General features: G+C 65.2%; 13 protein-coding genes. 7 read left to right on the forward strand and 6 right to left on the reverse strand.

Annotation, left to right across the window (positions count from 1 at the left end):
* Positions 1-100: 100 nt before the first annotated feature.
* From pcaF to xseA, 5 genes are all read right to left on the reverse strand, one after another.
* Positions 101-1,306, reverse strand: a complete 1,206-nt coding sequence (gene pcaF, locus P8T11_RS08980) for a 3-oxoadipyl-CoA thiolase (protein WP_268082260.1) — start codon at positions 1,304-1,306, stop codon at positions 101-103.
* Between the two features lie 159 nt (positions 1,307-1,465).
* Entirely contained in the window at positions 1,466-2,890 is a 1,425-nt protein-coding gene (locus tag P8T11_RS08985; protein ID WP_268082259.1) for a chloride channel protein, read from the reverse strand.
* 78 nt (positions 2,891-2,968) lie between these two features.
* Positions 2,969-4,603 carry a methyl-accepting chemotaxis protein gene (locus tag P8T11_RS08990; RefSeq protein WP_268082258.1) on the reverse strand — a complete coding sequence of 545 codons (1,635 nt, stop codon included), beginning with the start codon at positions 4,601-4,603 and terminating at the stop codon, positions 2,969-2,971.
* A gap of 283 nt (positions 4,604-4,886) precedes the next feature.
* Entirely contained in the window at positions 4,887-5,465 is a 579-nt protein-coding gene (sodB, locus tag P8T11_RS08995) for a superoxide dismutase [Fe] (RefSeq protein ID WP_050445200.1), read from the reverse strand.
* Between the two features lie 187 nt (positions 5,466-5,652).
* On the reverse strand, positions 5,653-7,020 hold the full coding sequence (gene xseA, locus P8T11_RS09000; RefSeq protein WP_268082257.1) for an exodeoxyribonuclease VII large subunit: 1,368 nt from the start codon (positions 7,018-7,020) through the stop codon (positions 5,653-5,655).
* Between the two features lie 351 nt (positions 7,021-7,371).
* Here xseA and P8T11_RS09005 point away from each other — a divergent pair, with 351 nt between their 5' ends.
* From P8T11_RS09005 to lpxK, 3 genes are read left to right on the forward strand one after another with little or no spacing between them, the layout of a single operon-like run.
* Positions 7,372-7,995: a MotA/TolQ/ExbB proton channel family protein gene (locus P8T11_RS09005; protein ID WP_268082256.1), complete on the forward strand. Its 624-nt coding sequence runs from the start codon at positions 7,372-7,374 to the stop codon at positions 7,993-7,995.
* Positions 7,992-8,417 (forward strand): ExbD/TolR family protein, encoded by a 426-nt coding sequence (locus tag P8T11_RS09010; RefSeq protein WP_268082255.1) that lies wholly within the window; start codon positions 7,992-7,994, stop codon positions 8,415-8,417. The genes P8T11_RS09005 and P8T11_RS09010 overlap by 4 nt, the downstream gene beginning before the upstream one ends.
* Positions 8,414-9,457 (forward strand): tetraacyldisaccharide 4'-kinase, encoded by a 1,044-nt coding sequence (gene lpxK, locus P8T11_RS09015; RefSeq protein ID WP_268082254.1) that lies wholly within the window; start codon positions 8,414-8,416, stop codon positions 9,455-9,457. The genes P8T11_RS09010 and lpxK overlap by 4 nt, the downstream gene beginning before the upstream one ends.
* Here lpxK and P8T11_RS09020 read toward each other — a convergent pair.
* Complete coding sequence (locus P8T11_RS09020; RefSeq protein ID WP_268082253.1) at positions 9,454-11,685, reverse strand: IgaA/UmoB family intracellular growth attenuator; 2,232 nt, start codon at positions 11,683-11,685, stop codon at positions 9,454-9,456. The two genes, lpxK and P8T11_RS09020, sit on opposite strands and share 4 nt — an antisense overlap.
* Before the next feature lie 190 nt (positions 11,686-11,875).
* Between P8T11_RS09020 and P8T11_RS09025 the strand changes: the two genes are divergently transcribed.
* From P8T11_RS09025 to P8T11_RS09040, 4 genes are all read left to right on the forward strand, one after another.
* The gene (locus P8T11_RS09025; protein WP_100857804.1) at positions 11,876-12,055 is read left to right on the forward strand and encodes a Trm112 family protein; all 180 of its coding nucleotides are present in this window, start codon (positions 11,876-11,878) and stop codon (positions 12,053-12,055) included.
* 10 nt (positions 12,056-12,065) lie between these two features.
* On the forward strand, positions 12,066-12,830 hold the full coding sequence (kdsB, locus tag P8T11_RS09030) for a 3-deoxy-manno-octulosonate cytidylyltransferase (RefSeq protein ID WP_268082252.1): 765 nt from the start codon (positions 12,066-12,068) through the stop codon (positions 12,828-12,830).
* Positions 12,831-12,920: 90 nt separating this feature from the next.
* On the forward strand, positions 12,921-13,577 hold the full coding sequence (adk, locus tag P8T11_RS09035; protein ID WP_268082251.1) for an adenylate kinase: 657 nt from the start codon (positions 12,921-12,923) through the stop codon (positions 13,575-13,577).
* 134 nt (positions 13,578-13,711) lie between these two features.
* Entirely contained in the window at positions 13,712-14,470 is a 759-nt protein-coding gene (locus tag P8T11_RS09040) for a 3-hydroxyacyl-CoA dehydrogenase (protein ID WP_268082250.1), read from the forward strand.
* Positions 14,471-14,530 lie beyond the last annotated feature (60 nt).

A 14,530-nucleotide genomic window follows, 5' to 3' on the forward strand; every position in this document is an offset into this window, starting at 1 on the left:
AGGGCGCCAGCGCCCCCTTCAGATGCAGCAAGGGAGCCCCTCGGGGCTCCCTTTTCATTTCCGCCACCGGCAAAGCGGCGGAAAAAACAACACTTCAGGCTTAGACGCGCTCGATGATCAGCGCGATGCCCTGGCCCACGCCGATGCACATCGTGCACAGCGCGTAACGGCCGCCCGTGCGGTGCAGTTGGTTGATGGCCGTGGTGGCCAGGCGCGCACCCGACGCACCCAAGGGGTGGCCCAGGGCGATCGCGCCGCCGTTGGGGTTCACGCGCGGATCGTTGTCGGCAATGCCCAATTGACGCAGCACGGCCAGGCCCTGGGCGGCGAACGCTTCATTCAGTTCGATCACGTCCATCTGGTCCAGCGTCAGGCCGGTTTGCGCCAACACTTTCAGCGTGGCAGGTGCCGGGCCGATACCCATGATGCGCGGCGCAACGCCGGCGGTGGCCATGCCGACCACGCGAGCGCGCGGGGTCAAGCCGTGGCGGGCTGCTGCCTTTTCATCGGCCAGCAACAGGGCGGCGGCGCCGTCGTTCACGCCCGACGCATTGCCGGCCGTGACGGTGCCGCCTTCGCGAACCACGCCCTTCAGCTTGGCCAGCGATTCCAGGCTGGTTTCACGCGGGTGTTCGTCTTTGGAGACGACGATGGGATCGCCCTTTTTCTGGGCAATCGACACCGGCACGATTTCGGCGTCGAACACGCCTTCTTGCTGCGCACGCGCCGTCTTTTGCTGGCTGGCCAGCGCGAACAGGTCTTGGTCTTCGCGGCTGATCTTGAAATCATCAGCGACGTTTTCGGCCGTTTCCGGCATGGAGTCCACGCCGTACTGAGCCTTCATCAGCTTGTTGACGAAGCGCCAGCCGATGGTCGTGTCGAAGATGGCGGCGCTGCGCGAGAACGCGCTGTCGGCCTTGCCCATGACGAAGGGAGCGCGGCTCATGCTTTCCACGCCGCCGGCCAGCATCAAGCCGGCTTCACCGGCGCGGATGGCGCGGGCGGCGGTACCGATGGCGTCCAGGCCCGAACCGCACAGGCGGTTGAGGGTGGCGCCGGGCACTTCAATCGGCAGGCCAGCCAACAGCGTAGCCATGCGGGCCACGTTGCGGTTGTCTTCACCGGCCTGGTTCGCGCAGCCCATGATGGCGTCGTCCAGCTCTTCCCAGCGCACGCCGGGGTTGCGCGCAATCAGCGCCTTGATGGCAACGGCAGCCAGGTCGTCGGGGCGCACGCTGGCCAGCGCACCGCCGTAGCGGCCGAAGGGGGTGCGGATCGCATCACAAATAAAGGCATTCACGGTCATGGGAAGCTCGAAGTGAAGTGAAAAATTCGGGATCGGACGATCTTAGCGCACCACATTTCGCGCCAAGTTGGTGCAGCGGCGACCTGTCCGCCACACGGACGGTGTCCGGTAGGTGTTCACCCTGATTGCGCCGGGCGCGGTCGAGAACGCCCGATGCGATCAGGACGAAGCGGCCTTGGCCGGTGCGGCGCCTGCCTCGGCTTGTTGCGCGGCGCGGCGCGTATCGACGATGGCCTGACGACGGAAACGCCCGGCCGCCAAATGGTAGAACGGCTGCGGGCAGAACTGGCGCGACACGCCAGAGGCCAGCAAAGACCCCACCAGCAACCAGAACAACATTGGCTGGCTACCCGTCATTTCCATGACCACCACGCTGGCCGTCAACGGCGCCTGCGTGGCCGCCGCCAGGAATGCCGCCATCGACACGAGCACCAGCACGCGTTGGTCCACGCCCTCGCCCGCCAGCTCCCAGATGTGCTGGCCGATGCCGGCGCCCGTGGTCAGCGCGGGCGTGAAGATGCCGCCGGGTATGCCCGCCCAATACGAGGCGACGGTAGCCGTCAGCTTGGCCAGGCCGAAGCCGGCCGGCGCGCTGTCTTGGCCCGACAGCAGATCGGCCGCCACGCCGTAGCCCGTGCCGTAGACACTGCCAGCCGTGCAGAGACCGATCACGGCCAGCACCAAGCCCATGATGAAGGCCGTCCAGATGGGATGCGCGCGGATCCAGGCGCGCCAGGCGGCTGGCGCGGCGCCGGAAGCGCCCTTGCCAAGCAGCCGCGCGAAGATGCCGCCCAGCGCGCCGTTGATGGCGCCGCAAATGACGATCCACATCACCATGCCATGGGCCAGCGGCGCCCCGCCGAACACACCGAAGTACGGGTTGTTGCCCTGCACCGCCACCACCAGGAAGCCCGCGGCCAACACGCCGATCAGCACCAGGCGCTGCCAACGCAGGACCGTGCCGCGGCCCAGTTCTTCGATGGCGAAGATGACGCCGGCAAGCGGCGCATTGAAAGCGGCGGCAAGACCACCGGCCGCGCCAGCGGCGATCAACTCATTGGAATGGAAGCCGCGCAATTGCACGCCACGACGCTTCCAGAAATCGCCCCAGGCCAACATGAGCGCGGCGCCCACTTGCACCGACGGGCCTTCACGCCCGATCGACGCGCCCGCCAGCATGCCGAAGAACGACAGCGGAATCTTCCATAGCGTTTGCGCCAGCGACACCAGGCTGCTTTGGCTGGCGCCGGGCGGCAAGGACAGCGCGCCGATCACTTGAGGAATGCCGCTGCCAGCCGCGTTCGGCGCAAAGCGCAGCGTCAGCCAACGCAACGCGGCCAGGCTGAATGGAAGCACCAGCAAGGCAAGCCAGCCGTTGTGGCCGACCCATTCGCGGTTCCAGTCCAGCGCCTTGTCGGCCAGATACGCAAACCCCAGCGACATCATCGCAACCAGGCCCGCGCCGCCGAGCAGCAGCGCCATTTGCAGGCTCTTACGCGACAAGCGGTTGATCTGGCGCACCTTGCGCCGCGTCAGGCGGCGGGCTGCGGTGGTGGTTCGGCGGAAAGGTTCGGGAAGGCTCATGGGCTGCTGGCGTGCGGCGCAAAGTGAGTAACCTTACCACTCTCACCTGACCGGCAGCCCACAAACTTCAGCAGACAATCACGCTGCCGGCAGCAGCCGGGCCGACGAATGGCGTGCCGAACCCGTGCCCGCGTCGAGTCCCGTGCCAACACCGGCGTGGACCTTGAAGCGGCGTACTTCCTGCGCCAGACGACCGGCCTGCTCCTGCATGCTGGCGGCCGCTGCCGCCGCTTCTTCGACCAGCGCGGCGTTCTGCTGCGTCACGGCGTCCATCTGCGACACGGCCTGGTTGACCTGGCCAATGCCCGCCGACTGCTCTTCCGACGCGCTCGCGATGTCGCGCACCAACACCGCCACCTGGCGCACGCTGTCGACCACTTCGCGCATGGTGCGGCCGGCTTCGTCGACCTGGCGCGTGCCGCCTTCGACTCGCGCGGCCGACTCGTCGATCAAGGCCTTGATTTCCTTGGCGGCCACGGCCGAACGCTGCGCCAAGGTTCGCACTTCACCCGCCACCACGGCAAAACCACGGCCCTGCTCGCCCGCGCGCGCCGCTTCCACGGCGGCGTTGAGCGCCAGGATATTGGTCTGGAACGCAATACCGTCGATCACACCCGTGATATCGGCGATGCGGCGCGAACTATCCGAAATGGCACTCATGGTCTGGACCACGCCATCCACCACTTCACCGCCGCGCACCGCCACGGTGGACGCCTGCGTCACCAGACGGTCGGCCTCGCTGGCGTTGTTGGCGTTTTGTTGCACGGTGCTGGTCAGCTCTTCCATCGACGCGGCGGTTTCCTCCAACGACGAGGCCTGTTCTTCGGTGCGTTGCGACAGGTCGGAGTTGCCCTGCGCAATTTGCGACGACGCCGATGCGATGCTTTCACAGCCATCGCGCACGTCCGCCACAATGCGGCCCAGGCTGTCGTTCATGGCCTTGAGCGCGGCCATCAGTTCACCCGTTTCGTCGCGCGTGGCAACCTGGATGTTGGTGGTCAGGTCGCCGGCGGCGACCTGGCGCGCGGCCTTCACGGCCTGCTCCAGCGGGCGCACGATGCCGCGCGTGACGAGCCAGCCCAACAGCATGCCGATCACCACGCCGGCCACGGCAAGGATGATCATCACCCCGCGCACGGTGCGGTACAGGTCCGTGGCGACATCAACGGATGCAGCGGTGGCCTTTTCCTTGCCCACGGCCAGGTCGGTCATCAGGTCGTCAAGCTTTTGCGACGACGCGATGACGCGCTTTTCGATCTCGGCAACCCGCGGATCCGATTGCGTCAGCGACTGCGATTTCGCGGCCGCGAAGAACGCTTCCGATTCCCGCTTCCAGACCTGCTCGGTTTCGACGAACTGCGCCAACAGGCGTTTGCCTTCTTCTTCGTGGAAATTTTTGGCGGCCTTCTCGCGCAGCACGTCCAGATTCTTGACGGCCTCGTCGAACTGCTTCTTCAACGCTACACGATCCTGGTCGGTGCTGGCGGCCAGATAGCCGCTGCGGGCGCGGCCCGCGTAGATCAGGTGCAGATTGGACTCTTTCAGATCCGAGATGCCACGCAGCTCGGTGTCGTACAGCCGGTCATTCAATTCATTGATGCGAGACAGCCCCCACACGCCAAAGGCCCCGATCGCGCCACCAATTACCGCCACGAGCAAAAACGCGCCCGACAGGCGCGCCCCGATGCGCAAGCCTGAAAATAAGCGAAACATGCTTCCCTTCCCTGTAGTTACCCCGGTTGTGAGCGGGCATGCCGCGATCCGTAGGCCCCGTGGTTCAGCCCCCCGACCGCTGGCAACAATAGTGGCAGGCAACCCTAGGGATAACCCTAGATAAAAGCATGTTTCGTCGTCATTTCCCTGGAATGAAATCGACAATCGACAGGGTTTTGTAAGCTGAATATTTCCTGAATGGAAATAAAAAACCCCTTGGCGATGCGCAAGGGGTTTTTGGTGCAAGCCAGCGGCGTGAAAGCCGCGGTTGCCTCTTTACCGATCAGGCAAAGTTCTTGGCGGCGAACTCCCAGTTCACCAGGGCCCAGAAGTTTTCCAGATACTTGGGACGCGCGTTGCGGTAGTCGATGTAGTACGCGTGTTCCCAGACATCACAGGTGAGCAGCGGCGTGTCGGCCGTGGTCAGCGGGGTGGCGGCGTTGCTGGTGTTGACGATGTCGACCGAACCGTCAGCCTTCTTGACCAGCCAGGTCCAGCCCGAACCGAAGTTACCGGCGGCCGACTTGTTGAATGCTTCCTTGAAAGCGTCGAAGCTGCCCCACTTGGCGTTGATGGCGTCAGCCAGCTTGCCCGAGGGTGCGCCACCGGCCTTGGGGGCCAGGCTGTTCCAGTAGAACGTGTGGTTCCAGATCTGGGCGGCGTTGTTGAAAATGCCACCCGAGGACTTCTTCACGATGTCTTCCAGCGACAGCGTTTCGAATTCCGTACCTGGGATCAGGTTGTTCAGGTTCGTGACGTAAGTCTGGTGATGCTTGCCGTAGTGGAACTCCAGCGTTTCCTTGGAAATGTGCGGAGCCAGGGCGTCGAGTTCGTAAGGCAGGGGGGGAAGAGTATGTGCCATGTGTGGGTTCCTTCTGTTGAGTGCACGATCAAGCCGTTCAATTGTATCGGCAACTAATGAGGATACCGCGTTAACCCCGTGCCCGCGCGGGGTTAACGCGGCGCATCCGCTATAGAGCAATGATCTGCGTGGGAATGTCGTTGACCGGCATGCCGCGCCGGCCAGGTTCAGCCGAGTTCAGTTGAATTCAGCCGGCCTCGCGCGTCTTGCGGGTCTGGCGCACATCCACCTGCGCGCCGCCTTGCGCAAAGCTCAGGTCCAGCGTCTGCCCCGCTTCCAGCGCGGCGGCGTCGCGCACGATGCGGCCGTCTGCATCACGCGCAATGGCGTAGCCGCGCGCCAGCGTGTTGCCGGGATCCAGCGCGCGCAATTGCGCCGTGGCCGAGGCCAGGCGGTTGCGGCCCTGCACCAGCAAGCGGGCATGCGCCTGGCCTAATTGGCGCGCCGCGCTGGCCAGGCGGTCAGCCGCGCGGCGGGTGTCGGGCACCCGATGCGTCAGGCGCTGCGCGAGCAGATTGACGCGCGCGGTACGGCGGTCCTGCGGGCCGGACCAGGCGGACGCCAGGCGAAAGCGCAAGCTGTTCAAGCGTTCGCGCTGATGCTCCAGCCGTTGCGCGGGCGAGACCAACTGGCCCGCCGCACGGTCCAGGCGCTGCGCGGCGCGCTCCAGGCGGCGTTGCTGGCCGCGCGCCATGGCCTGGGCACACTGCATGACCTGACCCAGCAATTCAGAGCGCGGTACGCAGGCCAGTTCCGCCGCTGCCGTGGGCGTCGGGGCGCGTACATCAGCCACGAAGTCCACGATGGTGAAGTCGGTTTCGTGGCCCACGCCGCTGATCACGGGGATTTCACTGACCGCCACCTGGCGCGCCAGGTCCTCGTCATTGAAGCTCCAGAGGTCTTCGATGCTGCCACCGCCACGCACCAGCAGCAGCGTGTCCACTTCGGCGCGCGCGTTGGCAAGGCGTACCTGGGCCGCCAGGCGGCTGGCGGCGTCCGCCCCCTGAACCGGGGCCGGATAGATGATGACCGGCACCTGCGGTGCCCGCCGCGCCAGCGCCGACAGCACATCTCGCAACGCCGCCGCGTGCAACGACGTGACGACGCCGATCGCGCGCGGCAGCCGGACGGGCTCGCGCTTGCGGGCCGGGTCGAACAGGCCTTCCGAGGCCAGTTGCTCTTTCAGCCGCAGAAACGCTTCATACAGGTTGCCCAGCCCGGCGCGGCGCATGGCGTCGGCCTGCAACTGGTAGTCGCCCCGGGGCTCGTAGAGGGAAACCCGGGCGCGGATTTCGACCTGGTCGCCCGCGCGCGGCACAAAACCCACCGCGTTGGCGCGGCTTCGGAACATGACGGCGCGCACGGAGGCCCGGCTGTCCTTGAGTGTGAAGTACCAATGCCCGGATGCCGCCTGCGTGAAGTTGGAAATCTCGCCGCGCACCCACAACGCCGGAATGTTGCGCTCCAACAATTGCCCCACTGCTTGGTTTAGCTGGGCAACTGTCAGGATATCCCGCGTGAATGCGTTGTTTGTGACTGCAAGTTCAATTGTCATGAGGCTTTCCGATGCGTATCTGTCCACAGGCCATACGGAGCGGGCCGCCATGATACCGTTTCCAGCGAATTTTGCAGCGACCGCCCCGAAAGCCAATAAAATTCGCGCAATCCATTGATTTATATACGGTTTTTTATTAAACCGCCTTGCGCGATTTTGAAGCAAACAAGCGCAAGCCCTGTGCCCACAAGCGTTCCAGGGAAGTTCTGCACAGAATTATCCACAATTTCTGTGGATAATTCCGGGGGTTCCCCGCCTTGCCACAAACTCGCCGCACCGTTACAGTTTCGGCTTGATCTGATTCCATGGCGCGAGTGCTTTCGCTGCCCTGCCCCCCGGGAGTTGAACGCTTTGCTTTCCATTTTGCGCGAGGCCGGCTGGCCTATCTGGCCCCTGCTGGCGACATCCGTGCTGGGACTGGCGCTGATCTTCGAGCGCTTCTTCTCCCTGCGCCGCAGCCTGATCCTGCCGCGAGGGCTGAACGATCAGGTTGTCGACATGCTGCGCAACCGCCAAGACACCCCTGAAGCCATCAACCGGCTGGAACGCAATTCGCCGCTTGGCCGCGTACTGGCCGAGGTGATGCGCCACCGTCATCTGCCGCGCGAAGAACTCCGCAGCGTGGTCGAAGACACCGGGCGCGCCGTCGCCCACGACCTCAGCCGCTACATTCCCGCCATTGGCACCATTGCCGTCGTGGCCCCGCTGATGGGCCTGTTTGGCACCGTGGTCGGCATGATCGAAATTTTCGGTTCGTACACACCAGGCGGTGGCGACCCCGCCCAGCTGGCGCGCGGCATCTCAATTGCCCTGTACAACACCGGCTTCGGCATCCTGATCGCCATTCCCGCCATGATCGCGCATCGCTACCTGCGCAGCAGGGTCGACAACTACCTCAGCGTCATGGAGCAATCGGCCTCGCGGCTTGTCCGCGCCTTGTCGCCGATCCCCCCCGTGCGCGAGGGGCGTTCATGAATTTCCGCGGGTCAGGGGGTGGGCGCTGGGGTGAGCGCGACGAGCTGGACATCAACCTGATTCCGCTTATCGACGTGTTGCTGGTCATCCTGATCTTCCTGGCCGCCACCACGTCGTTCACACGGTTCACCCAGTTGCAGGTGACGCTGCCCGAGGCCTCTTCGGAACAGGACACGCCCCCCGCGCTGGAAGTGGCGGTCAGCCAGGACGGACGCTACGCGCTGAACGGCACGCTCATCGACGTATCCACGTCGCCCGAGATCGCCGATGCGCTGCGCCAGGCCGCGGCAGGCAAACCCGACGCGCTTGTCATCATCAACGCCGACGCCCAAGCCACCCACCAATCCGTGATCAACGTCATGGAAGCCGCCCGGATGGCCGGCATCGGCCGCGTCAATTTCGCCGCCCAGACTTCACGGTGAGCACCCCGCGTTCGTCCCCTTCGTTGCTGGCGCGCCAGTGGCAGCACGGCGGCTGGCTGTCGGCCCTGCTGCTGCCTTTGTCCGCCTTGACGGCGTGGGCGGTGGCCAGAAAGCGCGCCGCCTACCAGAGCGGCGCCAAACGCAGCTACCGCGCACCGGTACCGGTGGTGGTGGTGGGCAACATCTATGTCGGTGGCACCGGCAAGACCCCCGTGGTGATTGCCACCGTGCAAGGGCTGCGCGCACGCGGATTCACGCCCGGCGTGGTCAGCCGGGGCTACGGCGTAAAGATTGGCGCACAGGCCAGGGTGGGCGTCGGCGCACTGGAGGCCGCCCGCTTTGGCGACGAACCCGCATTGATTGCGCGCGCCACGGACGCCCCGGTATCCGTGCACCCCAAACGCGCGCTGGCGGCCCAGGCCTTGCTGCAGGCCCACCCCGAGGTGGACGTGATCGTCTCGGACGACGGCCTGCAACACCTGGCCCTGGCCCGTGATGTGGAAATCGTGGTGCAAGATGAGCGCGGCGTGGGCAACGGCCGGCTGCTGCCCGCCGGCCCCTTGCGCGAACCCGCCAGCCGCTTGCGCGAGGTGGATGTGGTGGTCACCAACATCGGCACGCCCGACGGCCGCCCGGCCGACACGGGCAATGCCCGCCCCCGCCCGGTGCGCATGTGGCTGGAGCCTGCCGACACCCGCAACATCGAAAACGGTGCGACGCGCCCGCTGTCCGCGTATGCGGGGCAAGCGCGCATCGTGGCGGCGGCCGGCATTGGCAACCCGGAACGCTTTTTCAGCACACTGCGCGCGGCCGGCATCACGCTGGACGCAACGCTGCCCTTGCCGGATCACCATGACTACGCCGAGTCTCCTTTCCAGGCGATGACGGCAGACACCATCCTGGTCACGTCCAAGGATGCGATCAAGTGCGCCGCGTTGCACGACGCGCGCCTGTGGGAAGTGCCGGTGCAGGCCAGTTTTTCAGACCCCCGGCTATTCGATTGGCTGGCGCAGGCTTTGCGCCAGCCCGCCCAGGCCTAAAAGAACGCGGGCTTGGCGGCGCCACGGCGCTGGGCATACTCCCGCAGCGCCTTGCTGCGCGATGCGGCGGCGCGCTGGCGGATCACGGCAAGCGGCGCATGCACCAGAACCAGCAGCGCGGCCAGCAGCAGCCATGCCATTCGGGCGGCGGACGGCCAGGGGTCATCCAGGCTGCGCGTGGCATCCACGATGATCCGCGGCACACCGGACGCATCCGCGCCCACGTCCAGCACCATGCCGTCGACCTTGAACGACATGGCGCCCTCTGGCAGGAACATACGCACTTGCTGGTGCCATTCGGCCAGGGCGTCCGCCATGCGGGTCCGCTTGAGCTCGGGCAATGCGGCATACGGACCCGGCAGCACATCAAGCACCACCCCGCCTTTTTGCGTGCCCATCGCAAGGTCCGATGCGCGGTTCAGCGCAGCCCGGACGGCGGGTTCAGCGCTGGCACGGGCCAGGCGCCGAGCCTCATCAACGGAACGGGACAACATCAAGCCTTCGTCACCGCGGCCTTTCGCCGTCAAGGCGCCCGCTTCCACCAACTTGAGCAATTCGAGCCATTCGCGCGGCTCTTCCCGGGCCAACGTAACGTTATCGACGAAGGCGCGCTTAAGCCGATCGCAAGCGGCGATCGCCTCGCCGGACACGGCCTCGCAGGCCGTCTCGATACCGAGCACCGTCTTGCTCAGCCCGACCACGTTCACCACCGACACCGACCGCGAGTTGTACACCCCCATCGGGTTATTGCGCATTTGGCCCAGGACCTGACCCCGGACCAGCATATCCATCATCGGGTTGGGTTTGGTCTTGAGGAAATCACCCGAATACAAGCGCAACAGCGGCTCGCCGATCTCCAACTGCGCGGCTTGGGGTTGATCGCCGTCCCAGCGCAGCCGGTTGCAATCGAATGCCGCGCTGCCCCCGCTGAAGTCGTCGGTTTGGACCAACTCGCAACGTGCGCGGCCTTGCAGCGACACCAAGGTACCGAAGGCCGGAAGATCTTTCGCCAACTCGGCGGCCGAGCCATACGGGCGCGGCTGCGCGCCGCTGACCCAGGCGGTGCTCAATGCCGCATCCCCTTTCAGGTTGTCGGCCGTGATCCACAACGCCGCGCCGGCCAGCAGCCCCACCAGCGTCAACGTCACATGCCGCCCCCAGTAAACGCGCGGGAACAGGCGCTGCTCTTCGTCCAGCGAGTGACTGCCGCCCAGGCGCACGACGGAGTAGTCCTGCACCCGCATGTCCACGTCGACGCGGCCGTCGTCCGGCAGCACCAGGTTGCCGCGCCAGTGTTCCGGCAGTTTGATCGGCAGTTTGTCGCCCAGGAAAAGCTGGGTGGACACGGCCTGCGTGTTGTCCGGGTTGGTCAGCACGATGGCGTTCAGTTCACCGCGCGCACGGTTGACCTTCTGCGGTTCGCCAGGCGCGCGGCGGCGCCATGTCAGCCACAAGGCCAGCACCGCCAGCACGCTCGCCGCGCCGGCAAACCCCACGCCGCCGCCGGCCCCTGTCACGGCCAGGCAGATGAAGGCCAGCAACCACACCATTGACACCCAGAAGGCAATGCCGGGTTGCTGGCGCTCGGCAACTTCAGCCGGCGTTTCGTCGCGTTGGCTCAGAATTTCCACCCTTACCACGTCGGCCAGGCTGGGTTCGCCGGGCTGCTCGGACGGCTGGCCTGGCAAGACGGCGTCGGGCTCAGGCGAGACCACGTCCTGCAATGCCCCAAGCTTGCCGCTGGACCATTGTTGGTCCTGCTTCTGCCGACGCTGATCACGTTCGCGGCCGCTGGCGATGTCGAACTCACCATTCAAGGCCACGACGACGGCGAATTTTTCGGTCATCACGACTTCGGCAACGTTATCCTCGCGCAGATAATTCCGGGCGTCGTACGGCAACACCACGTCAACGCCGCCCAGCGTGTCATGCATGGTCGAGCCGCCCTGGCTGGTTTCAAGGCCGTGCCGTACGAATGCGCCTTTTAGCGGGAACACGCGGTCATTGACCAGCGCGGCCGTCTTCTTGGGGTTCGCGGGGAACACCAGAAAGGGCTGCACCAGGGCGGCCTCTTCCGCTGTCATGGCCCGCAGCGCCTGGCCATCGTGCTTGAGCTCGCGCAGCGCGCCTTTGTTGTCGCTGCGCCGCATCATGTATGTGACCCAGCTGATCAAAGACCAAACCAGAATGATCAGCATCAAGCCCAGCTTGAGGGTATTGGAATCCATCTCGCGACCTTCCTCCGCATAGAACGCGGCGGATGATAGCGCTGATGCGTCCCATATTTCGAGACGCATGATTCAAACCATGACATTAATTAACAAAGCGCATGCTCATGGATTTCCGGCGTCGCGAAAATCGGACTTCTCCCAGGGCAAGCAAGTCTGGGCCGACCCAAACTGTTTTAGAATCGCGGTCATGGAATCCCGCCTTCTCGACATCCTCGTCTGCCCCTTGTGCAAGGGCCGCCTCGAACACGACCGGCAGCAAGCCGAACTGGTTTGCCGCGCCGACCGCCTGGCTTTCCCGATTCGTGACGGCATTCCCGTCATGCTGGAATCGGAAGCCCGCGTGCTGGACGAAACCGTCTCTTCCTGACCGCCGCACCGTGAGTTTCATCGCCCTGATTCCGGCGCGCGCCGCCTCGACCCGCCTGCCCGACAAACCGCTTGCCGACATCGCCGGCAAGCCGATGGTCGTGCGTACCGCCGACCGCGCCGCCCTCTCGGGCGCGTCGCAATTGTTCATTGCCACCGACGATGTCCGCGTCCAGGCGGCCGCGCAGGCGCATGGCCTGACGGCCCTGATGACGCGCGGCGACCACCCCACCGGCACCGACCGGCTGGCTGAAGCCGTGGAACAGTTGGGCCTGCCCGATGACGCCATCGTGGTGAACGTGCAGGGTGACGAACCGCTGATCGAACCCGAACTCATTGACGCCGTCGCGGCCAAGCTGCTGGCGTGCCCCCAGGCCGACATCGCCACCTGCGCCTGCCCGCTGGCCGACGCCGACGCGCTGTTCAACCCGAATGTGGTGAAGCTGGTGTGCACCGCGGACGACCGCGCCATGTACTTCTCGCGCGCTCCTATTCCGTGGGCGCGCGACGCGCTCGCTTCGGGCGAACGGGTATTGGCCGACGGCCTGCCCGCCTGGCATCACATTGGTCTTTACGCCTACCGCGTGTCGTTCCTGCGCCGCTTCCCGATGCTGCCGCAAGGCATGCTGGAACGCTTCGAGTCCTTGGAACAGCTGCGCGCCATGGAACATGGCCATCAAATCGTCGTACACCGCACGTTCAACCCTCCTGCCGCTGGCGTAGATACCCCGGCCGATCTGGAGCGCGTGCGGCAGTTCTACAGCAAACAGATGTAAGGGTTATTCCCATGGCGCAGCCCCGCATTGGCTGCTGCGTTGCGGCATAATTCCCCGGATCACAAAAAATAAACCCCATCAGGAGCACTCATGCGTCTCATCTTGCTCGGACCTCCCGGCGCCGGCAAAGGCACCCAGGCCGCGTTTCTCACCCAACACTTCGGCATCCCTCAAATCTCCACCGGCGACATGCTGCGAGCCGCCGTGAAGGCAGGCACGCCCTTGGGTATTGAAGCCAAGAAGGTCATGGATGCCGGCGGTCTGGTTTCCGACGAGATCATCATCGGCCTGGTCCAGGATCGCCTGAAGCAGCCCGACTGCGCCGGCGGCTACTTGTTCGACGGATTCCCCCGCACCATTCCGCAGGCCGACGCGCTGAAAAGCGCCGGGGTCAAGCTGGACTTCGTGGTGGAAATTGAAGTGCCCGAAGAAGACATCATCGAACGCATGAGCGGGCGCCGCGTGCACCAGCCCAGCGGCCGCAGCTACCACGTGCGCTTCAACCCGCCCAAGGTCGAAGGCCGTGACGACGTCACCGGCGAAGAACTGATCCAGCGCGACGATGATCGCGAGGAAACGGTGCGCCATCGCCTGTCCGTGTATCGCGAACAGACCCGTCCCCTGGTCGATTACTACTCGACCTGGGCGCAGCAAGGCGCCGCCGAGGCGCCGAAGTACCGCAAGATCTCGGGCGTGGGCGCCGTCGACGAAATCAAGTCGCGCCTGTTCGAAGCCGTCCAGAGCTGATTGGCGCTTTGATGGCCCGAAGGCCTTCGGCGCCGGCTGGACGCAATGCGCTCCGGCATCGGCCCGAAGGCCTTGTCGCATTCGGCGCCTGCCGCGCCGCTTTCATCCCCTTGAATTGAACTGGTGGTAGAGACATGGAAATCGCGAACAAGGTATTCATCGTTACGGGTGGCGCGTCCGGATTGGGCGCGGGCACCGTGCGCATGCTGGTGGAAAACGGCGCCAAGGTCGTCATTGCCGACGTGCAGGACGAACCCGGCGAAGCCCTGGCCAAGGAATTGGGCCAGCGCTACGTGCATTGCGACGTCACCCAGGAAGCCGACGGCAAGAGCGCCGTGGCCGCCGCGCAAGAACTGGGCGCCCTGTTTGGCCTCGTGAACTGCGCGGGCGTGGCGCCCGCAGCAAAGATCGTGGGCAAGAACGGCGCGCATCCGCTGGACCTGTTCCAGAAGGTCGTGTCGATCAACCTGATCGGCAGCTTCAACATGATGCGCCTGGCCGCCGAAGCCATGAGCGCCAACACGCCCGAGCCCACCGGCGAACGCGGCGTCATGATCAACACCGCATCGGTCGCCGCGTTCGATGGCCAGATCGGCCAGGCGGCCTACGCCGCCTCGAAGGCCGGCGTGGCCGGCATGACCCTGCCGATCGCCCGCGACCTGGCCAAGACCGGCATCCGCTGCATGACCATTGCCCCGGGCATTTTCGGCACGCCGATGATCTTCGGCATGCCGCAGGAAGTGCAGGATTCGCTGGCCGCCAGCATCCCCTTCCCCGCTCGCCTGGGCCGCCCGGAAGACTACGCCAAGCTGGTCTACAGCATCGTCACCAACGACATGTTGAACGGCGAGACCATTCGTCTTGACGGCGCTATCCGCATGCCGCCGAAGTGATGTAGTACAAAGGCCGGCCCACGACGTGGGCCGCCTTTTTATCTGACAGTCTTCACGTTT

Source organism: Achromobacter spanius (genome assembly GCF_029637605.1).
GTDB classification, from domain to species: Bacteria; Pseudomonadota; Gammaproteobacteria; order Burkholderiales; family Burkholderiaceae_B; genus Achromobacter; species Achromobacter spanius_E.